16 protein-coding genes are annotated in these 23568 nt (G+C 67.3%); 7 read left to right on the forward strand and 9 right to left on the reverse strand.

The genetic code is table 11. From position 1 onward, the window contains the following. Positions 1 to 97: 97 nt before the first annotated feature. Both MNR01_RS13115 and MNR01_RS13120 read left to right on the forward strand, forming a co-directional pair. A complete protein-coding gene (locus MNR01_RS13115) occupies positions 98 to 691 on the forward strand; it encodes a hypothetical protein (protein ID WP_241918215.1) in 594 nt (197 codons plus the stop codon). Positions 692 to 782: 91 nt separating this feature from the next. Further along, complete coding sequence (locus tag MNR01_RS13120) at positions 783 to 1568, forward strand: NrdJb (RefSeq protein WP_241918216.1); 786 nt, start codon at positions 783 to 785, stop codon at positions 1566 to 1568. 115 nt (positions 1569 to 1683) lie between these two features. Here the strand turns inward: MNR01_RS13120 and MNR01_RS13125 are convergent, their stop codons facing one another. The 3 genes from MNR01_RS13125 to MNR01_RS13135 form a co-directional block, all read right to left on the reverse strand. Continuing rightward, the gene (locus MNR01_RS13125) at positions 1684 to 3393 is read right to left on the reverse strand and encodes an autotransporter outer membrane beta-barrel domain-containing protein (RefSeq protein ID WP_345779012.1); all 1710 of its coding nucleotides are present in this window, start codon (positions 3391 to 3393) and stop codon (positions 1684 to 1686) included. 38 nt (positions 3394 to 3431) lie between these two features. Further along, complete coding sequence (locus tag MNR01_RS13130; RefSeq protein ID WP_241918218.1) at positions 3432 to 5447, reverse strand: hypothetical protein; 2016 nt, start codon at positions 5445 to 5447, stop codon at positions 3432 to 3434. 262 nt (positions 5448 to 5709) lie between these two features. Further along, positions 5710 to 9291 carry an autotransporter outer membrane beta-barrel domain-containing protein gene (locus MNR01_RS13135; protein WP_241918219.1) on the reverse strand — a complete coding sequence of 1194 codons (3582 nt, stop codon included), beginning with the start codon at positions 9289 to 9291 and terminating at the stop codon, positions 5710 to 5712. Positions 9292 to 9560: 269 nt separating this feature from the next. Between MNR01_RS13135 and MNR01_RS13140 the strand changes: the two genes are divergently transcribed. From MNR01_RS13140 to MNR01_RS13155, 4 genes are all read left to right on the forward strand, one after another. After that, positions 9561 to 9752 (forward strand): hypothetical protein, encoded by a 192-nt coding sequence (locus MNR01_RS13140; protein ID WP_256451877.1) that lies wholly within the window; start codon positions 9561 to 9563, stop codon positions 9750 to 9752. 212 nt (positions 9753 to 9964) lie between these two features. Beyond that, on the forward strand, positions 9965 to 11926 hold the full coding sequence (locus MNR01_RS13145) for a hypothetical protein (protein WP_241918221.1): 1962 nt from the start codon (positions 9965 to 9967) through the stop codon (positions 11924 to 11926). Positions 11927 to 11928: 2 nt separating this feature from the next. Beyond that, positions 11929 to 13899 (forward strand): TIR domain-containing protein, encoded by a 1971-nt coding sequence (locus MNR01_RS13150; protein WP_241918222.1) that lies wholly within the window; start codon positions 11929 to 11931, stop codon positions 13897 to 13899. 27 nt (positions 13900 to 13926) lie between these two features. Then, complete coding sequence (locus MNR01_RS13155) at positions 13927 to 14229, forward strand: hypothetical protein (RefSeq protein ID WP_241918223.1); 303 nt, start codon at positions 13927 to 13929, stop codon at positions 14227 to 14229. A gap of 31 nt (positions 14230 to 14260) precedes the next feature. Here MNR01_RS13155 and MNR01_RS13160 read toward each other — a convergent pair whose 3' ends face one another. The 4 genes from MNR01_RS13160 to MNR01_RS13175 form a co-directional block, all read right to left on the reverse strand. Then, on the reverse strand, positions 14261 to 15400 hold the full coding sequence (locus MNR01_RS13160) for a serine protease (protein ID WP_241918224.1): 1140 nt from the start codon (positions 15398 to 15400) through the stop codon (positions 14261 to 14263). Continuing rightward, entirely contained in the window at positions 15397 to 17436 is a 2040-nt protein-coding gene (locus MNR01_RS13165) for a caspase family protein (RefSeq protein ID WP_241918225.1), read from the reverse strand. The genes MNR01_RS13160 and MNR01_RS13165 overlap by 4 nt, the downstream gene beginning before the upstream one ends. Continuing rightward, positions 17433 to 20855, reverse strand: a complete 3423-nt coding sequence (locus MNR01_RS13170) for a caspase family protein (RefSeq protein ID WP_241918226.1) — start codon at positions 20853 to 20855, stop codon at positions 17433 to 17435. Before MNR01_RS13170 ends, MNR01_RS13165 begins: the two co-directional genes overlap by 4 nt. A 220-nt stretch (positions 20856 to 21075) precedes the next feature. Then, the gene (locus MNR01_RS13175) at positions 21076 to 21669 is read right to left on the reverse strand and encodes a dihydrofolate reductase family protein (RefSeq protein ID WP_241918227.1); all 594 of its coding nucleotides are present in this window, start codon (positions 21667 to 21669) and stop codon (positions 21076 to 21078) included. Positions 21670 to 21820: 151 nt separating this feature from the next. Here MNR01_RS13175 and MNR01_RS13180 point away from each other — a divergent pair, with 151 nt between their 5' ends. Further along, positions 21821 to 22249 carry a hypothetical protein gene (locus MNR01_RS13180; RefSeq protein WP_241918228.1) on the forward strand — a complete coding sequence of 143 codons (429 nt, stop codon included), beginning with the start codon at positions 21821 to 21823 and terminating at the stop codon, positions 22247 to 22249. Positions 22250 to 22253: 4 nt separating this feature from the next. Here MNR01_RS13180 and MNR01_RS13185 read toward each other — a convergent pair whose 3' ends face one another. Then, a complete protein-coding gene (locus MNR01_RS13185) occupies positions 22254 to 22730 on the reverse strand; it encodes a 5-carboxymethyl-2-hydroxymuconate Delta-isomerase (RefSeq protein WP_241918229.1) in 477 nt (158 codons plus the stop codon). A 42-nt stretch (positions 22731 to 22772) separates the two neighbouring features. Continuing rightward, the gene (locus MNR01_RS13190; RefSeq protein WP_241918230.1) at positions 22773 to 23540 is read right to left on the reverse strand and encodes a TerC family protein; all 768 of its coding nucleotides are present in this window, start codon (positions 23538 to 23540) and stop codon (positions 22773 to 22775) included. Positions 23541 to 23568: the final 28 nt, after the last annotated feature.

Below are 23568 nucleotides of genomic sequence, written 5' to 3' on the forward strand. Positions count from 1 at the left end.
CATCGTGTCATGCAGCTGCAGCAGGTATAGCATCGCCCTTGCAACACCCCGATTACCGTACCAGGCCAACCAGTTTTGACGCCCGTCAGGAGGGCACATGAGCAATGGCAACGGAGTGACGGCGACCCTGTCGCAGGCCGCCGATAACGTGAAAGAAACCGCATCCAACATTTCCAGCGCGGTGATGCACCGTGCCGAGGAAGCGGTGGCGTCGGTCAAGACCACCGCCAAGAAGGCACGCAAGGCCGCCAAGAAGGCGGTGGGCACCGCCAAGAAGAAGCTCGCCGCTGCCAGCGCAAAGGCCAAGAAGGAAGCTTCGTCGCTGAAGGCAAAGGCCGGCAAGAAGGTCGCGAAGAAGGCGACCAAGAAGGCTGCAACCAAGAAGACCGCGAAGAAGGCGGTGAAGAAGGCTGCTGCGAAGAAGACGGCGAAGAAGACGGCGAAGAAGACGGCGAAGAAGACGGCGAAGAAGACGGCGAAGAAGGCAACGAAGAAGGTTGCCAGGAAGGCCGTGAAGAAGGCCGCCAGGAAGGCCACGAAGAAGACTGCGACGAAGAAGGTCGCGAAGAAATCAGCCACCAAGAAAGCCGTGAAGAAGGCGCCGGCCAAGAAGGCCGCTGCCAAGAAGGTGGCGAAGAAGGCAGCCAAGCGACCCGCCAAGAAGGTCGCGAAGAAAGCTGCCAGGAAGTAAGTGCCCCGATTGGTCGCCGCGTCCCAGTGGCGCGGCGACCGCCTTAAGCGACACATAACTAGATCAGCGTTACCGCACCAGGAGCGGGTTCATGGCCGTCAAGATCGACAAGAAAATCAAGGGCTACAGCGTCGTCACCCCGGAAGACAAGGCGAAAGAGGCTGCGCGTCCCGCGCCCGTCGCCACGGTCGAATCGCTGCCGACCGCCGACGTCATCCAGATGCACGAGCGCATCGAGCGCCCCGAAATCCTGATCGGCTCCACCTACAAGATCAAATCGCCCCTGTTCGAGCACGCGCTGTACGTGACGATCAACGACATCGTCCTCAACGCCGGCACCGAGCATGAGCTGCGCCGTCCCTTCGAGATCTTCATCAACTCGAAGAACATGGACCACTTCCAGTGGATCGTCGCGCTGACCCGCATCATGTCAGCCGTGTTCCGCAAGGGCGGCGACGTCACGTTCCTGGTCGACGAGATGAAGGCCGTGTTCGACCCCAAGGGCGGCTACTTCAAGGCCGGCGGCGTGTACATGCCGTCGCTGGTGGCCGAGCTGGGCAGCATCGTCGAGGACCACCTCAAGTCGATCGGCCTGATGCACGACCCGGAAATGAGCGACGCCCAGCGCGCCCTGATCGCCGAGAAGCGTGCTGCTTACAACCAGCTGTCAAAAAAAAACTCTGACGTAGGCCACGGCGAGCTGTTCCCAGAGCCGCGCGTCAGCGACATCCCGCGCAGCGAGGACGTCGAAGTGACCGGTGAGGGCGCCAGCTTCCCGCCGAGCGCGACAATGTGCCACAAGTGCAACACCAAGGCGGTGGTCATCATGGATGGCTGCGCGACGTGCTTGAACTGCGGATATTCGAAGTGCGGCTGAGGTAGGCGCGCTGCTGGCTCCACGTGGGAGGCAGTTCGATGTTGCAGAAGAGGCCACTCCGTTGTCGGGGTGGCCTTCTCATTTGCGGAATCCATGTCTGCTCGACAGCGAGCATCTACCATTGCCAACGCAGCGCTACGTTCCCGTTCCAGGCCTCATCTTTGCCATCGAACGTTGACGAGTCGCCCGCCTCCACCAGGACGCGGAGAGTCTGCGACACCTGCATCGAAAGACCGATGCCAAGCTCCCCCCAGGTACCGCCCAGGTCGGCCTCGAACGGAATGAAGCCGCGGGAGGACGAGAATTCAACGCGTGGCGTTCCCTGGAACTCGTGCCAGACATTGGCGCGCAACCAGACGATGGTCCGGCGCGGTCGGCCTTGCGCGGTTTCACCCGCCCAATCGCGGTCGACACTGACACCCAGGCGCCCAATGAATGAGTCGGTGTCGTCAAAGCGGATGCCTGAAACGCCATCGACCATGTCGTCGATGCTGATGCGCTGATACATCAGCTGGGCCTGCGGGTTCAGATGCCATCGACCCGGTTCGTCCAGCGCCAGGGCCCATCCGCCTTCCACCGACGCGCCCCATCCAAAGCCATCGGCGCTGCTCGGGCCCAGGCGATTTGGCACGGACGTGAAGTCGTACCAGGTGGCGTGCACAACAGCATCGACGTAGCGTGCCTTCACGCCCTGGTGCGTCCAGTAGCCACCGACCGTGGCGGCATCGAACTTGTCGTGACCTGCATCGTAGGTAGCCACGTCGGCAAGGTGGTGAGTGACATCGGCATCGCCCTTGCCGTAGGCAATGAATACGCCCGCGCGGTCCCGGCGCCGATCCTGTGCGTCTTCGCCGCGATACAGATCAGTCCCTGCCTGCAATGCGCGGAACTGGTAGTCGAACCTGGGGCCGTCGAAACCGTAGATCCCGATTGGGTCGCCGCTGCGTTCGCCATCGACGACGAACACGCGCGCCCACGCGGTATTCGCGATGTCGTCGGTCCTTGCTCTTTCACTGGCGCTCTGCAACGGAGCCAAGCCGCCGGTGCGCGTCTCCAGCGTGCTGACGAGCGCCCGGTCGTAGTACAGCGCCATCGCCGGCAATGCGGCGACGAGCGATACCTCGCGACGATAATGCGGAATTGGCCGCGGAGTGGGTCCAGGATCAGGTGGGGGCACGGGTGGGGGCACGGGAGGCGGCGTGGGTGGTGCTGGGGGTGTTGGTGGCGCAGGAGGCGCCGGAGGTGCGGGCGGCTCCGGTGCCGGCGGTGTCGGCGCCGCTGGCGGGCAGGGTGGCGACGGCCGTCCGGGTGCGAAGCAGTCGAGCACCGAGCGCAGGTACCAGCTTTGCGGCGCGCTGCCGTCCGCGGAGCCGCGATACAGAAGATACTCATACGGACCGGCAACGACTGGCTGGTCCGGGTCGACAGTAAATGCGTTCGATGCCGTCGCACCACCGTTGCGCGTTCCGATGACCTCCAGGCCGTTCCCCGTAGTGACCGCGCCGGGACCGCCGGTATTGGTCACGCGCAACAACGACGTCCCAACCGCGAAGCCACCATCGATCACCAGGCGATCGGCAGGCGCGCCATCCTCGCCGAGATAGGCGTTGAGGGCGATCGTGCCGTCGCCGCTGTAGTTTGCTGTCGATAACGTCTTGTAGCTGGACGCCAGCGCCGGTTCGCCACCGGGGGTGGAGAACGCGATCAGGCTCGGGTCATTGACCAGCGTGGTGAGGGTGGAATCCCCGGTCACGTTCCACCTGCTGTCATGCAGGATCAGCGTGGACGTGCTTGTCGAGCCCAGTCGCGCGGCTCCGGTGAGCACGGAGTTGGCCGCGGTGAGGACGCTGTCGGCAAGCGCATCTACTTCGAGCAGGACGCCGTTGCCCGCGACAGACGAATCTGCCAGTTCGATGCTTGCACGGTCGCCGTAGACGTGGATCGCCGGCGCGCTGGCACTGGCCAGTGTGCTGCTGAGGAAGCTCGCACGTTGAGTCGAGCCTGGCGGCCACTCAGAACCAGCGCGCTGGCGCCCGGCCCGGTTGTGGATATCGTGCTGCCTGCCACGCCAATTCGCCCGTCGTCGAGGACTTCGGCGCCGTGGGCGCCGCCGCCGAGCGTGCTCACGCGCAGTCCCGTCGCAGTCAACCCGCTGCCGGCGCCCGAGGTACGCAGCGCTACGCCGAATGCGCCCTGGGTGGCAATGGTCGAGGTCGCCAGCGTGACGGTGGCACCACCCTGGACGAAGATCGCAAAAGCCCGCGAGCCAGTGGTCGTCAGGTCCAGGCCAGTACCGTCGATCCGCGTGCCTGGATCGATTGCGTACACACCGTAGGCATCGGCCCCCTGCGTGGAGATGGCGACGTCGCGGAGCGTGGGGGTCGATGATCCGGAAGTCGCGATGCGCCCGCCCAGCTGCGCTTGCACGCCATGCGCGAAGGCGCCGCGGGTCGTCACCGCCAGCAGGCCACCGGTGGTGATGGCCGAGCCGATGCCGGTGGCGAACAGGCCAATCGCGTTCTGGCCCTGCGTATCGACGGTGCCGCTGGCAAAGCTGATGTTGCCGGCATTGTCGGCCTGAAGGCCGTTCGCGGCCTCACCCAGCGTCGACACACGAACGGTGTCGGCCGCGATCGAGGAGTTCTCGCCGGTTGCAAGCAACCCGAAGACGTTGTCACTGGACGCGATGATGGTGCTGTTGCTCAGCGCGGCGGCTCCGGCCGAGATGGCACGCACACCGTGCGACTGACTGGACCGGACCGAGCCGTTGCTGAACTTGACGCTGCTGGAGTTGCCGACATTGACGCCGTTACCGGTCGCGTCAACCGTTACGCCGTCGGCGTTGATGATCGAGTCGGTTCCGCTGGCGGCGTTCATGCCGTGGCTGCCATTGCCCGTAGTGGTGATCGAGCCCCCGCTCAGATTGACCGTGCCGTGGTTGACGTTCACGCCGATTGCGCTGGCGCCTGATGCACTGAGGGCGACGTCGGTGGCGTCGATGATCCCGCCCTGCTGGACGCGCAGTGCGCTGGCGACGCTGCTGATCGAGCCCCCCCTGATGATCGCGTGTCCGCCGTCCTCCACCCCCACCCCGTACGCGCCAGCTCCCTGGTTGGGCGCAACGATGATGCTGTCGGTCAGCGTGAGGGTCGAGCCGGTGCCGAAAGCCGCGGCCCCCGCATCGGTGCCTGTTCCGCCACGGACGCTGATCTGCGCGGACGCAACGGTGACCGACGCGCCGCCGGTGGCCAATGCGCCGATCCCATCGTCGCCGTTGATGGTGATCAACAAAGGATTGCCCGCGGTGCCAGCCGCGCTGATGGAGCCGGTGCCGGAGGCCACCAGTCCGCGGGCTCCGTTCCCGCCTGTCTCGATGCTGCCGCCGGCGTACGTCACCGTTCCGCTTGCGGCAACGCCGTGCGCGCCGTCGCCGCTGGTGCGGATGGCCACGTTGGTCGCGTCGAGTCTCGCACTGGAATCCACCAACAAGCCCGCGACGTCGTCGGCTGCGGTGTCGATGGAGCTGCTCGCCAGGATCATGCGATTGGTGTTGGATCCATCGCCGAGGGTGGGCAGCCAGGCACCTGCGGTCTGCCCTGCATTGATCATGAGATTGGTTGCAGAAATGATGCCAGCGCCTTGCGACACGAGCCCGGCCTGTGTAGCAGTGACGAAACCGCCATCAAGCGTCACCGCACCTGCGACCGGTGCTCCGCCGCCGACGGGCGGTGATCCTGCGATCACGCCGTCGCCAAGCAGCGCGGTCAGGCCCAGTCCATTGGCCGTGATGCTCGCCCCGCTGCCGACGGCAGACAGCACGGCGCCCGAAGGCGCGGTGTAGGACATCTGCGGGAATTGTGTATCGGGCAGCGTGAACACTTCGCCATCGCCTGCCGTGCAGTTGATGCCTGGCGTGCACGCGGCTCTGGCATCGCTCGCAGGCAGACAGAGTGCAATGTGGAACAGGCACCCTGCGTGGAAGATCCATCCGCGCAGCCGCGAGGACGTTCGGCGTGGCCTTGCGCTATGCCGTTCGTGGCTCCCTGCGTCCAGGTGCATGCGAATCCCTCCTGCCAATGTCCGACTCAGCTCACGCGGGACTCCCGCGAACCAGCAGGCACCACGTACACGCGAGAAGCCGTCACCAGTTCGCCCGGAACCCGACCTTGCCTTCCCAGGCTTCGCGATCGCCGTCGAAACCATGCTGATAGCCCACGTTCGCGTAGAGGAAGACGCTGCTTCCAAGCTCCGTGGTGACGCCCAGTTCGATTTCGCCCCAGCCGCCGTGCAGATCGCCGTGGAAGGGGATGAAGCCGGAGGCCGATGAGAATTCCGTGATCGGTTCGCCTCGGAACTCGTACCAGGCACTCAACCTCGCCCAGCCGGTGGTAGCGAGCGGCTTTGCAGCATCGTCGTCGTCGATCCACGTCCGCGAAAGACCGGTGCCAAGGCGACCGACCAGGGAGTCCATGTCATCGAAGCGCACGGTCGCTCCGCGGTCCGAGGCGTCGTCCAGGGTGAGCGTCTGGTAGATTAGTTGACCCTGCGGCTCGATGATCCAGTCCTGGCCCACCCGCAACGGATACCCGCCTTCCAGCGAAGCGGCAAATCCGAAACCGTCGCTTTCCAGGCGCCCGATACCGCGGCCCGACTCGGCACTGGCTTCGTACCAGGTCGCCTGCACGATGGTGTCGAGATACCACTGCCGCTCGCCGTAGCGTGTCCAGTAACCTCCCAGCGTGTAGCCGTCGATGCGGTCGTCACCGGCAGCGGTGCCATTGAAATGGTCGACCTGGGTGTTGGCATAGCCGGCTGCGACATAGGCGCCGACGAGATCACGGTGGTCGCCTGGTTGCTCATTGCGATAGAGGTCGAGGCCCAGCTGCACCGCACCGAACAGATACTCGTAGCTCGGGCCGATGCCGAAGATGCCATCGCGTCCGCCGTCGTGTTCGCCGTTGACGTACATGATCCGGCCCCACATGCCGTCGACCAGGCCGCGCTCGGCAAGCTGGCCCGCTTCACCCGGGCGAATCGGCGCACCCATGCGTTCGTGCAGCGTGTCCAGCAGCGATCGACCGTACTGCAGCGCGGTCGGTGCCAGCGCCGTGTACAGCGACACCTCGCGGCGGAAGTTCGGTGGCTGCGGCGGCGGTATCGGAATCGGCGGATCCGGTGGTGTTGGCGTCGGCGGGCTTGGAGGCGTCGGCGGTGACGGCGGCGAAGGTGGCGGTTCGGGCGGCGGCGGTGGCGGTGCTGGAGGTGGAGGCACCGGCGGCGCGGGGCAGGGCGGCGACGGTGCATTGGCGGCGGTGCAGTCGATCGTCGAGCGCAGGTACCAGCTGTCCGGCGCGCTCGCGTCGCGGCTGCCACGTTGCAAGGTGTACTCGAATGGTCCGGCCAACACGCTGTCGCCGAGCGCGAACGCCGTTGGCGTGGTGGTGGCGGCGTTGATCGCGTCCACGATCAGGATCCCGTTTGCGACGGTCACCGCACCGTCGCCTCCAACAGGCTTGATCGATATCGTGGTGTTGCCGCTCGCACCACCTCCGTCAATGACCAGCTTGTCGGACGGGGACGAGTCATTGCCCAGCACGCTGTTGAGCGCAATCGTTCCATCGCCGCTGTAGTTCACGACGGTCAGCGTCTTGAAGGCGCCGCCGACGGGTGCGGCGAAATCGATGAGACTCGGGTCGTTGACCAGGGTGGTGAGATTGGAGTCGCCGGTCAGGTTCCAGGTGGAATCGATGAGCGTTACGTTCGCGACGCTGGCCGCTTCCGTGCGCGCAGAGCCGGTGATGATCGTGTTGGTCGCAACGACGTCGGCAACGCCGGCAGCGTCGCTGCCAAGCTCGGCGGACGAGAATCTCGATGTGTCGAACACCTGGGTCAGTATCTGGTCTTCATCGTCAGTGATGACCTCGACCGGCACTGGTGTCCTGACCAGGATGCCGCGAGCCGGCTCGGGAAAGGATGCCGCGCTGGCAACTTCCAGCCAGGTATCGCTTCCGGTGACGGTGGTGCCGGTCAAGGTGATGTTGGCCGGACCGCTGGCGACCGCGATCGTGGGCCCGGACGCGCTGCGCAAGCCGCCTGCGTCGATTGTCATCGTGTTCACGCCCGTGGACGCAGAACCCAGGAACAGGGCCGAAGCATCCGCGCCGCCAACCGTGGCAACGACGCCGCTCGCCGCGACGCTGCCGCCGTCGAGGCTGACGAGGCCATGTGCCCCGGTTCCGGTCGTCGTGATCGGCAGGCCGGTCAGCGTGAGTTCGCTGCCGACGGCACTGGCGACGGCACCATGCGCGCGGTCGCCAGCGGTCGCGATGCTGCCCCCCTGTTGCGTGATCACTCCACCGTCGAGGGCATGCACGCCCCAGGCGTCGACACCTTCGGTCGTTATCGGAACATCGACGAGCATCGCCCGCGAATCCGGGTTCAGTACCAGTACGCCGGCCGAGAACGAACCTTGGGTGCTGATGGAGCCGCGCGTTACTTCCAGCAGCCCCCGGTACAGGATGCCCTTGTCGACGTTTCCGGCTTCGGCCCCGTAGGCATTCTCACCGTGGGTCGTCACGTCCACGTCTGTCGTGGTGATGCGAGCCTGCGTGTTGCGCGCCCAGGCCCACATCGCGATGGAGCCATCATCGATGGTCTCCACGGTGGAGTCGCCCAGCAACACGAACGGGTCGGCCTGCCCGGCGAGCGCGGCGGCCAACCCGGCACGCACGCCGCTGGCGTTGGCCCCTTCCATCCGGATCGACGAGTGGGTCAGCTCGATCGAGCCCCCCTGGCTCCAGACGCCAACGCCCTCGATGACCTTCGAGTCGACGTTGACGTTGTTGCCGAGGATTCTGCCCGCGGCCGTAGCTGCCGTCGCCTGGGTGACGACCAGTGCTGTGCCACGCGGGAGATTGATCGAGACGCTGCCCGTCGAACCCGTCGGTTGCCCATCCAGCGGATTGATGTTCAGCCAGATGGTGCCGCCTGGCTGCGCCTGCAGGCCGGAGCTGCCACCGACGACCGCGCTGGCATCGATCTGGAAACTCGCGCCTGTCAATGCATAGCCAGCCCTGGCGCCGATTGCGTTGAGCACGCCATTCCTGAAAACGATGACGCCGCCGTTCCCCGCCTGCAATCCATGGCCACCGGCGTTGAGCGTCAAACCGTCGGCAACGATGCGGCCGGTGCCGCTGGTGGTCATCGCCAGCGATGTTCCCGCTGCCGTGGTGGTCAACGTGCCGCCGGTGAGTGTGACAAAGCCCGAAGCGGCCGATACCGCATTTCCGGTCGTCGTGAGGCTGGAATCAACCAGCGATACAGTGCCACCCTGGTTGGCATTGATAGCGCTTCCCGTGGCAGGCCCGCCAGGGGATCCGGCGGCGATATTGGTTTCGTTGATCGTGATGCCGGTGCCATTGATCACACCTGTGCCGGTCGCAAACAGGGAATCGGCACCGACCGTGGTCACCGTGACGGTCGGCTCCAGCACCAGTCGTCCGCCGGTGACGCTCGTCGCCCGGACCTTCTGCGGTGTGGCGAGCCTGGTGCCGGCGACCACCGTCCGCGTGCCGGATGCGACGGTCACGGTGGTCGTGACGTCGCCCGGACCGACGGTCTGCGCCCGCAGCGTTTGCGGCAGCCACAATGCCGGTGCGAACGCGCTGCCGACCAGCAGGGCACGCACGGCCTGCGCCATGAGGGTGACTGGGTACCGACGCACGCGCGCGCGTCCAGACCGGGACTGGTACATGTCGCCTCCTTGCAGCTTCGGCACATGCGGGCCGAGCGATGTGGCCATGACATGGCTGGCGCGGATAGGATTGGCGTCGCGCGCCGGTGTCGAATTGCACGTCGGAACCCGTGCTCATACCGCTCAGGATGTTATGCGGGCGTGACTCCAGTTGTTGAGGAGCGCGCACGGTCAGGTGCGGCGGCTGGAGGCCCGGTCACTCGTATTCAGAGACGTAAGCTGCCCGATCGTCATATCGGATTGGCGAAGTGGTGCATGTGCAGAACTCGATTCTCTTCGCCGACGAGCTGAACGAACGATTCGATCCTGCTCGCGTCAAGCATTACCTCGGCGAACGAACCACGACATCCGAGGACGGTCAGGAAATCTCGGAGTGGCTGGTCGACATGGCCGACATCCGAAGATTCGTTTCGGAAGCCCGGCTCTCCTGAAGGGCCATCGGTGCCTTCGCGCTCCTCGAAACACCGCGGGTGATGGTCGGCGCGCTGGCAGATGCCCATGACGGTGCCGGCTCGAGCCTGAGAATCCGGTGCTATGCTGCCCCGACTTCGCCGGCAAAGCGGGTACGAAGCATGTGGCAGCAACGTGCGCTACCCATCGCCGGAGCTGATCCGGTACCCGCATCTGGCCATCGGGTGTGTGCATGAGCCAGACACCTGCCGGCCTGCCCGTGCGCTTCGCGGTAGGCATCACCGGCCACCGGGGCGACAACCCGGCGCTGGCCGCCGACGGGACGCACATCGCGGCCGCGCTCGCGGACATCTTCGCCGAGATCGAGGCCGGCCTTGCTGCGGAACGCACCGCGACACCGGCACTGAGGATCCAGCCGACGCGGCTGCACACGTTGCTGGCCCATGGCGTGGATCAACTGGCCGCCTCGGCCGCCAGTGCATTGAACTGGCAGATCGTCGCGCCGCTGCCCTTCAGCCAGGCACTCAACGTTGCAGTCAATGCCCAGCCCCGTACGCACGCCGACGGCATGACGCTGCTCGCAGGTGGCGACGCATTCGATCCGGCCGTGCAAGCGCGCGCGCAGGGCATCCGTCACTGGAGTGCTCGTGCCCGCCTGTTCCAGCTGGCTGACCGCGACGACGAGATCGCTGCATTGTTCGAAGCCGCACTCGCCTCGCCGGAGGATGTGCTGCGCGCTCGCAACTTCCACGCTGCGGCCGGGGCGCAGGCGGCGCTCGCCGGCCGGGTCATGGTCGAGCAGTCCGACCTGTTGATCGGGGTCTGGGACAACGCCAGCCGCGATGGCGTGGGCGGCACCGGGCACACGATCGTGCAGGCGCTGGAGATCGGGACGCCGGTGCTCCTGCTGGACCCGGCGCGGCCGGAACACTGGTCGATCCTGTCGTCGACCGAGAGCCTTGCCGGCTGGCAGTCCCGCACCGGGCAGGATCGCGAACGGCTGCATGCGGTGGTCGGCAGCGCGCTGCATGCGCGCGACGGCAACATCGCGCGTGCACTGCGGGAAGAGGCCTGGCATGCACGTAGCACGCGCGCATCGACGCTGTACCGTCGAATCGAGGCGCTGTTCGGCGGCGAGCCGAAACCGCTGCGTTCGCTGGTTACGCATTACGAACCGCCGGAGCACATCGCCGGCGGAAGCGCCGCGCCGCTGGTGGCGGCAGCGGTCGCGCTGCCCGGCGCCGATCGCGAGTTCGTTGCCGCGGTGACGGACGATATCCTGCCGGCCTTCGCACGCGCCGACGGCATTTCCTCTCGACTGTCCGACAGCTACCGCAGCGGGATGGTCGCCAACTTCATCCTGTCCGCACTCGCAGTGATCGTCGGTGTCGCATGGATGCCGCTTGGCGTCGACAACGGCAAATGGCTGTTCGCGCTTGGCGAGTTCGGCCTGCTGGCCGCGATCCTGGTGATCACCTGGCTGGGCAGCCGTCGCCGCCTGCACGCACGCTGGTTCGAAACCAGGCGTGTCGCCGAGTACCTGCGGCACGCGCCGATCCTGCTGCTTGTCGGCGTCGCCCGCCCGCCCAGCCACTGGCCGCGGGCCACCGGCACGGCGTGGCCCGAGTACGCCGCGCGCCACAAGCTGCGCGCGCCCGGCCTGCCGGAGATGGCCGTCACCCGATCCTTCCTGCGTTGCGCATTGGAGGGCCTGCTCGCGCCTCATGTCGCGTCCCAGCGCACCTACCACCATGCCAAGGCCAAGCGTCTGAATGCCATCAGCCACCGTCTCGATCGCTTGGCTACGACGCTGTTCAAGATCGCGGTGGCCTCGGTCCTGGTCTGGCTGCTGATGCGCGTGGGCGCAGTGTTGCATTGGCTCCCATACGAGTGGCCGCATGCCACCTCCAAGGCCTTCGCCTTCCTGGGTATCGCATTGCCGACGCTGGGTGCCAGCATCGCCGGCATCCGCTACTTCGGAGATTTCGAGCGTTTCGCGGCGATCTCCGAGGTCACCGCCGACAAGCTGGAACAGGTCGAGACAAGGATCGCGCAGCTGTTGGCCGGACCGGACGCCGCGATCGATTACGAAGGCGTCTCGCGTCTTGCGCACGGGATCGACGACATCGTCGTTGGTGAAATCGAAAGCTGGCAGGCCGTCTTCAGCGGCAAACCCATCGCGCTGCCGGCCTGAGCATGCATCGCCCGCCCGCCAACCACGGCGAACCAGGCGGCACGGGGCAGGCGCATACCGTGTTCCTCAGCTATTCCCGTGCCGATCGCAAGGCAGCGCTGGCGGTCGTACGGGTTCTGGAGAATGCGGGCTACCACGTATGGTGGGACGGTCTGCTCGAAGGCGGCGAGCGCTTCTCCCACTCAACCGAGACCGCGCTTGAGAGCGCCCGCGCCGTGGTTGTGCTGTGGTCGAAGACATCGGCGTCTTCGCATTGGGTACACGACGAGGCCACACGCGGCCGCGAGAGCGGACGACTGGTGCCTCTGTCGCTTGACGGCAGCCTGCCGCCATTGGGCTTCGGCCAGTTCCAGGCGATCGACGTGTCGCACGTCCTGGCCAAGCCGGACAGCGAGCCGATGCGAAAGCTGCTCCGTGCGGTGGCTGCATTGCACGACGGCACCGCGCCGACGCCCGCCGCTCCGCGCGCAGGCATGGCATCGCAGACCCGCCGGAACGTGCTGATCGCCGGTGGCCTGGCGATGGTCGCGGCCGGTACTGGTGGTGGCATCTGGTTGTGGCGTACGCGCGCCCCGGGTGCCGCCCCGCGTGGTGCGAACGATCCGCGCCGCATCGCGGTACTGCCGTTCGCCAACCTCAGTGGCGATCCCGAGCAGCGCTACTTCTCCGACGGCCTGACCTCGGAAATCCGCACGCAGCTCTCGCGCAACGAACTGCTGCAGATTGCCGGCCAGACCTCGTCGAAGAAGGCCGGCGATGGACAGGACGACGCGCGCACGATCGCGAAGGCGCTGGGCGTCGACTTCCTCTTGGGCGGCAACGTGCAGAAAGCCGGCGCCCGGGTAAAGGTGGCCGCCGAACTCACCGATGGCAAGACCGGCCTGAGCCGTTGGGCCAACAGTTGGGAGCGCCCGCTGGCTGACATCTTCGCGGTGCAGTCAGAGATCGGCACTGCCGTCGCCGGCGCTTTGTCGGCCGAGATCAAGGGCCCGGCGACCAGTGGCAAGGCACAGGTTGGCGGTACCACCAACGTGGCGGCGTTCGACGCCTACCTGCACGGACGCGCGCTGTACGAGGCCGGGATCGACGAGGAAAGCGATCGCCGCGCCCTGGAGTACTTCGATCGCGCAATTGCCCTCGACGATCGCTACGCGGGCGCACATGCGGCGCGCGCGCGGGCCCTTGCAGTAATCGGAAACCTCTACGCAGACCATGACGAACGCGTGCGGCTGTACGATGCCGCGGAAGCCGCCGCGCGCGCAGCGACCACGCGGGCACCTGCTTTCGCCGAAGGCTTCTCGGCGCTTGGCTTCGCGCTCGCCAGCGGCAAGCTCGACATGCGCGGTGCGCGCGAACCCTTCGAGCGCTCCTACACGCTGGCACCGGGCGATGCCGACGTGCTCGCCCGCTACGCAACGTTCCGCTCGAACCTGCGCGACCACACCCGTGCTACCGAGGTGATCGTGCGCGCGGCGACGCTTGACCGTCTCAATGCACGCACGTTCCGCTCGCAAGGCGATATCCGCTACAACGCCGGTGACCATGCCGGAGCGATCGTTGCCTTTCGCAAGGCGATCGAGTTGAACCCGACACTGGCCGGCGTCCACGCGTCGTTGGGCTTCGCGCAGTTGCTGGCGGGCGCCAACGACGATGCTCGCGCTTCGTTCTCGAAGGAACGCAGCGCGGTGCGCCGGCTGCCCGGACTGGCGATACTCGCGCAGCGCGCCGGCGACCGTGCCGCGGCGGAAGCCACACTGGCCGAACTGGTTGCCGAGTACGGCGACAAGAGCCATTACCAGTACGCGCAGATCCACGCTCAATGGGCCGACACGGCGAAGGCGCTGGCGTCGCTGCAGGCGGCGTGGGAGCTGCGCGACGGCGGGATCATGCTGATGTACGCTGATCCGCTGCTGGAACGGTTGCGCAGTACCGCCGGCTACCTCGCGATTGCGAAAGCCGTCGGCTTCACATGATCTGCTGAGGACGAGAGGAGAAGCACCATGCGCCACGTTATCGGAACAGCGCTCTTGATCGCGCTTGCGTGCGGCCTTGCCGCGTGCAAGAAGCCCGCCGAACCTGCCGCCGCGGCCGTACCTGCGGCGACCGCGCCCGAAGCCCAGACCGGAACTGTCGAACGCACGGGGCCGGAAGAGCAGACCGGCACCGTGGAGCGCACGGGTCCAGAGGAGCAGACGGGCACTGTCGAACGCACGGGTCCGGAGGAGCAGACCGGCACCGTCGAGCGCACGACGCCTGAAGAGCAGACCGGCACGGTCGAACGCACGGCGCCGCCCGAGCAGTAGTTTCGAGCCGGGTGGCGCGGTTCGCGTCGCGTCAGCGCGAAGCGGCCGCGCCGCCTGGCGGCGGCACCCGCACCACCTCGCCGGACTTCGCCGCCGCCTTCGCGGCGGTGATCCAGTCGGCGTAGTGCGACACCCGCGTGTACACCGCCGGCTTGCCCGCGCCGCAGCCCTTGCCGCCCGAGACGACGCCGACCAGGCTGCGCTTGCCGCCATCTTCTTCGCGGGTCAGCGGCCCACCGCTGTCGCCCTGGCAGCTGTCCTTGCCGACCTCGATGCTGCCGTCCGCCGCCAGCGTGCCCGCACACAGCGCGCCGGGACCGTAGAACTCGCCGTACTCCTTCGCGCACTGCGAATCGGGCAGGTAGTTCAGTGTCAGTTGCTGCAGCTCGGCAGGGTTGTGCTGCAGGCGCTGTGCGCTGTCCAGGCGGGTGACCTTGTCGTCCTCGTTGCGCTGCCCCATCCACCCCCAGCCGGTGACGCGCAGCGCCTCGCCGGGATCGAAGTCGCGGTCGCCCGCGCCCATCAGCGCCACCGCTGACAGCCGACCGCCCGCCTCGAACGCGGCGATGCGGGGGTCGACCACCACCCGCGCCAGCGCGATGTCGTCGAGCTTCGTTGCCTTCGTGTAACCACCGTGGATCACCACCGCGTCGATGGTGAACAGGCCGTCGTCGACAGTCAGGTTCTGGGTGCCAAGTCGCATGCGGCGGTCGGTCAGTACATTGCCTTCACGGCCATCGAAGCCGGGGATGTTGTCCACGCAGTGCGCGGCAGTGGCCACCCAGCCGCCGCCGATGTAGGCGCCTCCGCACTTGTGCGCGAGCTCGTAGGACGCGCGTTGCGCGAGATAGATCTTGCATTCATCGCCGTCGGCAAGTTTCGCGTCATAGGCGCGGTCGGCCTCGTCATAGCGCGGCGAGGACAGGATTTCCACCTGCCACGGCGCGGAACCGGGCTTTGCCGGCTCGCCACCAACGATGCGGCCACCGGTGTCCTGGTCATGGCGTGCGCGGCGCGCTTCGCAATTCTCGGGCGTTGCGGTGCGCGTGGCCGGCTTCGGCGCGCTGGCGGTGGCGGTGGACTGGGGTGGCAGTGAGCGATCGCCGCAAGCGGCAAGCACGGCGCACGACAGCGCGCCGGTCAACAATGTGGGCAACGCAGCGCGGCTCATGGGACGTCCTCTGGTGTGGTGAGTACCGTGGATACCTGTGCGGACCAGTCTCCGACCGCGGCGACGCCGGCATCGCGCCGGCCTTCGCTGCTCGCACAGAGCAGGCGTTCGAGCGGCGAGGTGCAGGCGGCGAGATCACGCGTGCCGTTGCCGGCCTGCTGGAACGCGTCGGCGCGGATCGGTCGCGCGCTGGCGATCACGACGAAGCGGTAGGCGCCGGGTGCGTCGAACGACATGCCCGAGCGACGGTAGGGCTGGTTCGGCGGCAATGACTGGTCGAACTCGCCCGGCTTGGGCAGCACCAGGTCAACGGCGTTGTACGGGTCGATCGCGAGGACGTAGATGTAAGCCGGTTGCATGCCCCGGTTGATGACGGTGGCGGTGATCCGTTCGCCCATGCCGATGCGGCGGACTCCGCCGGCCTGCAGCGGTGGGCACGCCGTGGGGCGGTAGCCGTCGGCGGCGATGCAGGCAGCAACCGGCAGCGGATCGGCGTCATCGGCGGTGGCACCGCTGGTGCGCAGTGCGAGCAGCTGCTGCACGCGTGCGACTTTGCGCAACGCCTCGGTCAGGCGGTCGCCGAAGCCCGGACCGTTGGGGGGGCCAAGCGATCTGACCAGCAGCGTGCCGTCATCGGCGCGCAGCGCGACTGCTCCAGCATGCTCCATGTCGGCGACGAGGCGGGTGACACCGGTCGGCGACTCGACGGCGAAGCCGGTGGCACTCAGTGCCGCCTCGGCTGCATCGCGGGCCGGACCCGCAGGCAGGTCGATGGCGACGGTGAGTGCGTCACCGGGAAGGAAATGCGCGATCTCCTCCGCGACCAGCCGCTTCGGCAGTGCGCCCGGCGCGGCGTCGAGCGCCAGCGTGGCGGCGGTGCCGTCGACGGTGCTGATCGAACCGGCCGCGAGCCGCGAGCGGCGTGCGACGGCGTCGGCCTGGTTGGCGTACAGCGCGAAACGTGACCCGCTGGTGATGCCGCTGGTCGTGCCGGCTTGCAGCGTGGTAGCGGTGCCGGCGTGCTCGACGTCGTACAGCACGGCCGTGCGCGAACGCGCGCCCACCGCCGCCGTCAGCGCGCCTTCCGCGGACGGCGTCTGTGCGGCATGGCCGCGCGCGGCCACGCGCAGGCGCACTTCGTGGATCAGGTCGCCGAACGTCGCGTCGCGCATGCCCGGCATCCTCAACGTATCGAGAAGCGCGGTAGTGAACACGCCGGCGCGCGTACCGACCGTGCCACCGCCCGTTTCCTGTGCTTCTTCACCGTCCTGGGCGGCCGCGAGATGGACCCAGTAGCCGTTGCCTCCGGACGATGTCGCGACCGCCGCAGGCGCTGCCGCGACGGACGATGGCGGTGCCGGGACGTTGATTGTGGGCGCACTGCGCGATTGCCCGGCGGCACCGGTCCGCGTCGCGGTTGCCGAGTTGCAGGAATCGAACACGCTGACGAAATACAGGCCCTGCGCGGTCGCGCGATCTTTCAGCGCCTTCAGTTCGACGTCGAAGATGTCGCCCGGCGAGCCGTCCGGATTGCGGGCGTCGGTGGGCAGGATCGTGCCGTTGTAGCCGGTGTCCTGGTCGCGGGCTTCGTCGTCGCGATAGCGCGAGCCGTGGCCGGCGAAATAGAACAGCAGGGTGTCCCCTGCGCGCAGTGACGCGATCCGCTGCTGCAGGGCTTCGAGGATCCGCGCGCGGGTTGCGCAGTCGTCGGTCAGCGTGATGGTTGCGGCGTTCGACGAATCACAGGCGCCTGCTGCGGGAACGTCGACCTCGACGCCGTACAGATCAGCCAGCGCCTGTTTGAAGCGCAACGCATCGCCAACCGCGCCGCGCAGGTCGGAGAACACCGCGCTTGGCTGGTGTGCATCGGAATACCGGTAACGGTCGATGCCGACGATAAGGGCGTGGATGCGCCGCGTGTCCGGCGGGCGCGAAGCGGGAGCCGCCTCGGCCGGAGCCTGCGTGGGGGCGGACGGTGGCCCGCATCCGCATAGCAGCGACGTGAGGACGCAGGCCATCAACAGGATGCGCGTCATGGCGCCTCCCGGCGCAGCACCACCGCGCTTGCCCGCGGATTGAAGTCGAACAGGGCAGGTTGCTGCACGCGTCGCGCGGGCGCATCGGCCGGCAGGTCGTGGAAGGTGATCGCACGCGCGCCACTGCCGGCCGCGGTGATGCGGCCGACGCGTGCATCGGCTGCAAGCGTTGGCAGCCGTCGCACCGCGTAGGCCAGCCACTCGTCGATGCGGATACTGCCATCGCCGTCGAGGTCGGCGTCGCCGGCGCCCAGTCCGTCCACCGCCAGCGCATAGGTCAGCAGACCCTGGCCCAGGCGTGCATCCTCGAGCGCGACGTCGTCGGCCTGGGTCGCGGCGAGGATGCGGATGCCCTTGTCGTACGCCAGCTGGCCGAGCCCGCTGTCGCCCATCGGGCCGGGCTTGAAGCGCCCGTCGGCAACGCTCGCCGCGGAATGGCAGGCGTCGATCACCAGGGCGATTTCGCCCGCGCGCATCGCCTGGAACGGCATCACCAGGTCGGCGGTGGACAGCACGGTGGACAGGTCCGGCGCATCCGAGCCTTCCGGCCAGCGGCCGTCCGAGGGGATCAGGTAGAAATCCCCGCGCGGGTTCGCCCAGCCGTGGCCGGAGTAACTGACGATCACCGCATCGTCGGGCGTCGCCGCTTGCAGCATGCCGGCGTCGATGCCGTCGGCCCGCAATGCGGCGAGGGTGGCCTGGCGGTCGCCGTCGCCGGCCAGCAGCGACAGCACACGAGTGAGGGTGGCGCGGTCCACGCGCGTGCTCGGGCGGCCCTCGCTGCTTCGTTCGGCGGCGAGCAGCATCTGGTGCGTCTCGTAGCCGGGGATGGCGGACAGCCGCGCCGCCATCAGCCTGGCATCGGCAACGGCGTAGTTCAGGCGGAAGCGGGCCGTGTCGTAGTGGTCGATGCCGATCGCGAGCACGTAGGCGCGGCGCGAACGCGGGGCGACCGCGGGGCGCGTCCAGGCCAGAGTCGCCGTCTCGCCTTTGATGCGGTCTTCGTTGAACGCATACGCGGAGAACACCTGCGACGCCTCGTCCGCCTGCGTCGGCAACGGCACAGTGAACTCAAGACGGTGCACCCCGTCCGTTGCCTGCACCGCGTTGCGCGAACGCCATTGCACGAGGTCCGTATTGGCCGCATCCACCTGCCGCGGTGCCATTGCGACCAGTTTGCCGTTGCGGAACAGTCGCGGGTTGTAGAGGCCGGAACGGGTCTTGCCGTTGGGCGCGTCGGCATCGACGCCTTCCCGCACCTCGATCGCAACCACGGCTTGCGCGACATCGCTGCCTGGGTGCACGCCGGTGATCCGGACTTCCGGCAACACGCGGTTGAGGCTGGCGATGGCTGGCAGCGGCGCGAAGGCGCGCGCGCACGTGTCGCTGGCGCGGCAGTCGAGCAGCCGTCGGTACAGACCGGGCTCGTAGTAGTCGCGCATGAACGTCTGCGCGGCGAGGCTGCGCCATGGCGCATCGGGCACCAACCAGCGCACCAGGGCGGTGTCGGCACCCAGGTTGGTGTCGTAGCGACCACCGGGTGCGATCGCGAAGTAGCGGTTGTCGGGCAGCGTGTGCAGGGTCAGCTGCAAGGTGCCGTCGCCGCTGTCCCAGAAGAGGATCTTGCCGTCTTCGGTGGTCGCCCACAGCAGGCGGCTGCGTTCGATCCATCCGGCCCGGACCAGCGGCGTCCGTGACGGGACGTGCGCGACGGCGCGCCCGCTGTCCAGGTCGAGCAGCGTGCCGTCGTCCAGCCCGAGCACGCGGTTGTCGCCGACAGCGATCGCGCGGCGTGCGAACCCGGGGATCGTGCGTGCCTTCGCCGCCTCGTCGGTGTCGACGATATGCAGGTCGGCCTGCGCCTGGTTCGCGCGTGCCGCCTTCGCATGGGTGAAGACGAGGCGGCGACCGTCGGCGCTGAAGGACAGCGCACGGATCGTGTCGTCGTCGGTGAATTTACCCGCGTTTCCGAGTGGATCGATGACCTCGACCAACCGGCGCGGGGCAGTGGCGCCACCGTCGCCGAGGCCCAGCAGCCACACCCGCAGCACCTGTTTCGCGCCCGGCGCGTCAGCGCGATCCCAGGCGCGCGTCGCGACCGCCAGCCGGCGGTGGTCGGGTGAGGTTTCGATCGCGGTGATGACCTGGTCCGCCAACGCATCCGCTGCCAGCGGCTGCCAATTGCGTGCGCCGGCCGCGTGAAACGCCAGGCCCGTCGGCGGCGGGTCGTAGGTCTCGTTGCCGTCGTCCGGGCGAGTGTCGTCCATGCAGAAGGTGCCGCCGACAGAGGACGTAAAACAGGAATCGGCGAGGGACCCCAGCGCGACGAAGGCCCCAGCGTCCGCCGGCCGCATCTGCCAGCGGCTGTCGATTGCCGCGCAGTCCTCGCGCGTGGCGCACGCGGGATCGACCACCAGTGCCGGTGGGTACCCAGCCATCGCGTCCTCCGTGTCGTTGGTGATGCCGTAGCCCTCGCTGCCCAGCAGGTAGTGCGTGGCGTCGAGCCAGCGCACGCGGTGGTAGGCGCGCTTTGGCGCGAATGCGGGCTCGCCATTGCCGCCGGAGAGATCGAGCGCTTCCACGCGCGTGCCGGGTTCGTTGAAAGGACGCACGACGCGCAGCAGGCGCAACCCGTCGGGCGACAGGTCGGCGTCCACGAAATAACCGCGCGGATCAACCGTCAAGACCCGCTGTTCGGCGCCGTTGCCGGTGGCGAGCAGGGTGACGCCGTAGCGGCAGCGTTGCAGTGACGTACAGGTCGGATCGACGGAACCGAAGTGTTCGTCGCTCGTGTCGGGCAATCCGCGGCGGCCGTTGCCGTGGTTCGGTGCCGGGCGAAGCGTGCCGTCGGGCGAGGTGGGCCAGTGGTGTGCATCGTCGGCCGATGCTGCGCTCGGCATCGGCAGGGTCGCGTCGGCACGGACCGCGCGCGTCGCCAGGTCGATGACGTAGGTGCACGACAGCGTACCGGGCTGATGCGCGCCCGGACAGGCGAGTTTGGCTTCGCTTTCCGCAACACCCATGTACGCGATCGCCAGCGTGCCAGCGGCGGGCCCGTCGGTGATTGCGTGGAAGCGCAGCGGCGGCTCCTTCTGGCCGTCGGGAAGCAGCAGCTGCGCAGCGAGCGGAACCTGCGCGTGGTCAAGGATCGTGCCGCTGGCGATGTTCCAGATGACGAGGGAGCCGTCGCGCGCCAGTGAGACCAGGTGGCGGCCGCCATCGACCCAGTGCACCGCGAGCACCGGCGACTGGTGTCCCTGCTGCACGACGATCTTCGGTTCGAGTGCGGGATCGGGCGACGTGGTTGTCGCGGTTGTCGAGGTAGGCGCGGGGGGTGACGGCGTAGCCGCATCCTGCCCGGTACACCCGGCGGCGAGCAGGGCGGCGCAGCAGCACAGCAGCAGACCCGCGATGCGCATGGTGGCGCTCCGCTATCCGAGCCCCCGCAAGCCCGACAGCGGGTCGAGCATAGCACCGGCCCAACGCAGGGACTGCCTCTCGCGGTGGCTGCCAGAGCGCTGCGGATGGAGGCCGAACGCCTCTCCCTGGGCATCGTCGCGATCCATACGGCGCGCAAACCCTTCCCGCGCGAGACCAGTCGCCAGGTCGCTGCGGATCAGGCGATCTCATGACACGAGCTCAACGCGCTGTGCCAGGCGGCCCGGCGCGCATGCAGTCGTACTCCAGCACCACCAGGCCCTGCTGGAACTCCTGCATGGATTGCAGTGCCAGCGGGCGCCTGCCGAGATCGGGCGGGGCAAATGAGCGTCCGGCGCCTATCAGCACCGGCACCATGCGCAGGCGCAGGAGATCGACTTCGCCTGCCAGCAGTAGGGCGTCGCACAGGGTCAAGCTACCCCAGATGATGAGGTCGCCGTCGACGCGTGCACGCAGGGCGCGCACCGACGCGACGCCATCGCCGCGCAGAACGGTAGCGGAGTCGCGGGTCCCCCAGGGCGCCGCGTCCAGCGTGTTCGAGACCACGTACTTCGGCAGGGTGTTGATCGGCACCGCCACGGGTTCCTCCACCGGGTCGGCGTCCGGCCAGTAGTCGGCGAACATCCGATACGTCGTGCGCCCCAGGACGATGGCGCCCGCGCCCTCCAGGAGCTGCAACTGGCCCGGGTCGACCTCATTGACCGCACGCGCATCGATGAAGAAGCCGATGCCGCCGTCCGTTTCGGCCGCAAAGCCGTCTGCGCTGATGATCTGCTCGATGATGAGCCTGCCCATATCCCGTTCTCCGCTCGCGGTGTCCTTCCTATCGACGAACGGGGGCGGGCGGCATCGACATCCGCGGCTGCCTGAATGGGCCTGGCCTGGAATCCCCTTCTCGTGGACTGAACGCCAGTCCCCGGATGATGGTCAGGCGAGGAGAGATCCCATGGCAGACGAACTGGCTGCAGCCAATGTCAACCGGTCGTATCAGCTCGCAGCGTCGAGCATCGCGATCTTCACGTTCCTGCTGTTCTTCCTGTATCCGAAGTTCATGAGCGGCCAGGTCGATGGCTTCTCGTACCAGGCCACGCTGATCGTCATGGGCGTAGCGACGTTCTCGTTCGCGTTCTCGTCCTTCTACTACTACGGCGCCTCGCTGGGCGGGCGAATCGACGATGCCGAACGCGCCCGCTACGCGCGTCGGGGCGATCGCCTGTGGCTGACCGGATGCGTCCTGCTGTTCCTGGCTCCAAGCCTGATCCTCTTCACGGTCAGGCTCCTCGCCGTTGCGTCCGCGTGGTTCGCCCTGTGGCTGGTGTACCTGTTCTTCGTGATCCGCTACTTCCCTCGCATCCAGACTGCGTGGAAGAGCTGAGACGTCACATCATCGTGCGATTGAAATAAGTCGCCTTCTCGAACTCGGCGATGTTCACGGCAATGCGGGGAAGCAGTGGAAACATCCCGGCCAGCTCGCTGACGATGGCCTTCGACAAGGCGGCGCGCTGCTCGATACTGCGACCCTGCATGATCCAGGCGAAGGTGTGGATGAAATCCTCCCGTTCGCCGCCGACGGCATAGATATCGAAAGGGCGCATGCGGACCTTGATGTCGGATTCGTCGAACAGCCCGGAAGCACTCGCCACCCGATGCAGTCGGGTGATGATCGATTCCTCGCTGTGAATCTGCAGCAGCCCCTGGGAACAGTCGACTACGAAGTGCGGCATGCTGGCTCCATGGGTACGTGTGTGAATCGATCGTAATCCGCCAGGTCGATGCGCGGGCCACGTTTGCCAGGATTTCTGCCATTTCAGGATCGAATCCATCCGGGCCAAGGCGATGGGCGCGACGCTGATCAAGCAGAAGGCGCCGGCCCGAAGGCCGGCGCCCTGCGTCTGGCATCACGAAGACGGCGCGTCGTCCGTGAACCGCTCGTGCAGCTTCACCGGCGCGACCTTGGATTTCTCGCGCTTGCGGATCCACAGGTTGATCATCTCGACGAACACCGAGAAGGCCATCGCGGCGTAGATGTAGCCCTTGGGGATGTGCTGGCCGAAACCGTCGGCGATCAGCACCAGGCCGATCATGATCAGGAAGCTGAGCGCCAGGACCTTCACGGTCGGATGGCGTTCGACGAAATCACCGATCGGTCGGGCGAACATCAGCATGAAGACGATCGAGATCAGGATGGCGGTGACCATCACCCAGCGCTCGTCGACCATGCCCACGGCGGTGATGATCGAGTCCAGCGAGAACACGATGTCCAGCACCATGATCTGGGCAATGACGCTGGCGAAGGTGGCCGTCGCCGCGCCGACGCCGACGTGCTCGCTGGCACCTTCCAGCTTCTGGTGGATCTCGTGCGTGGCCTTGCCAATCAGGAACAGGCCGCCGCCGATGAGGATGAGGTCGCGCCAGGAGAACTCGTTGCCCAGTAGCGAGAACAGCGGGGCGGTCAGGCCGACGATCCAGGCGATGGCCAGCAGCAGGCCCAGTCGCGTCACGGCCGCCAGGGTGATGCCCAGCCGGCGGGCCTTGTTGCGCTGTTCCGGCGGCAGTTTGCCGGCCAGGATCGAGATGAAGATGATGTTGTCGATGCCTAGCACCAGTTCGAGCGCGGTCAGTGTGGCCAGTGCAATCCAGATCTCGGGGTTCAGTAGGGCGTCCATTGGGGTCTCGTAGGAAGGGCAGGGTGGC

Origin of the sequence: Lysobacter sp. S4-A87, assembly GCF_022637455.1 — a bacterium.
Lineage (GTDB): Bacteria > Pseudomonadota > Gammaproteobacteria > Xanthomonadales > Xanthomonadaceae > Lysobacter_J.

Bases quoted from the DNA above. Each gene is read 5' to 3' on its own strand.
- MNR01_RS13115 (WP_241918215.1), top strand. From the start codon at position 98: ATGAGCAATGGCAACGGAGTGACGGCGACCCTGTCGCAGGCCGCCGAT.
- MNR01_RS13120 (WP_241918216.1), top strand. From the start codon at position 783: ATGGCCGTCAAGATCGACAAGAAAATCAAGGGCTACAGCGTCGTCACC.
- MNR01_RS13145 (WP_241918221.1), top strand. From the start codon at position 9,965: ATGAGCCAGACACCTGCCGGCCTGCCCGTGCGCTTCGCGGTAGGCATC.
- MNR01_RS13150 (WP_241918222.1), top strand. From the start codon at position 11,929: ATGCATCGCCCGCCCGCCAACCACGGCGAACCAGGCGGCACGGGGCAG.
- MNR01_RS13155 (WP_241918223.1), top strand. From the start codon at position 13,927: ATGCGCCACGTTATCGGAACAGCGCTCTTGATCGCGCTTGCGTGCGGC.
- MNR01_RS13160 (WP_241918224.1), bottom strand. From the start codon at position 15,400: ATGAGCCGCGCTGCGTTGCCCACATTGTTGACCGGCGCGCTGTCGTGC.
- MNR01_RS13165 (WP_241918225.1), bottom strand. From the start codon at position 17,436: ATGACGCGCATCCTGTTGATGGCCTGCGTCCTCACGTCGCTGCTATGC.
- MNR01_RS13170 (WP_241918226.1), bottom strand. From the start codon at position 20,855: ATGCGCATCGCGGGTCTGCTGCTGTGCTGCTGCGCCGCCCTGCTCGCC.
- MNR01_RS13175 (WP_241918227.1), bottom strand. From the start codon at position 21,669: ATGGGCAGGCTCATCATCGAGCAGATCATCAGCGCAGACGGCTTTGCG.
- MNR01_RS13180 (WP_241918228.1), top strand. From the start codon at position 21,821: ATGGCAGACGAACTGGCTGCAGCCAATGTCAACCGGTCGTATCAGCTC.
- MNR01_RS13190 (WP_241918230.1), bottom strand. From the start codon at position 23,540: ATGGACGCCCTACTGAACCCCGAGATCTGGATTGCACTGGCCACACTG.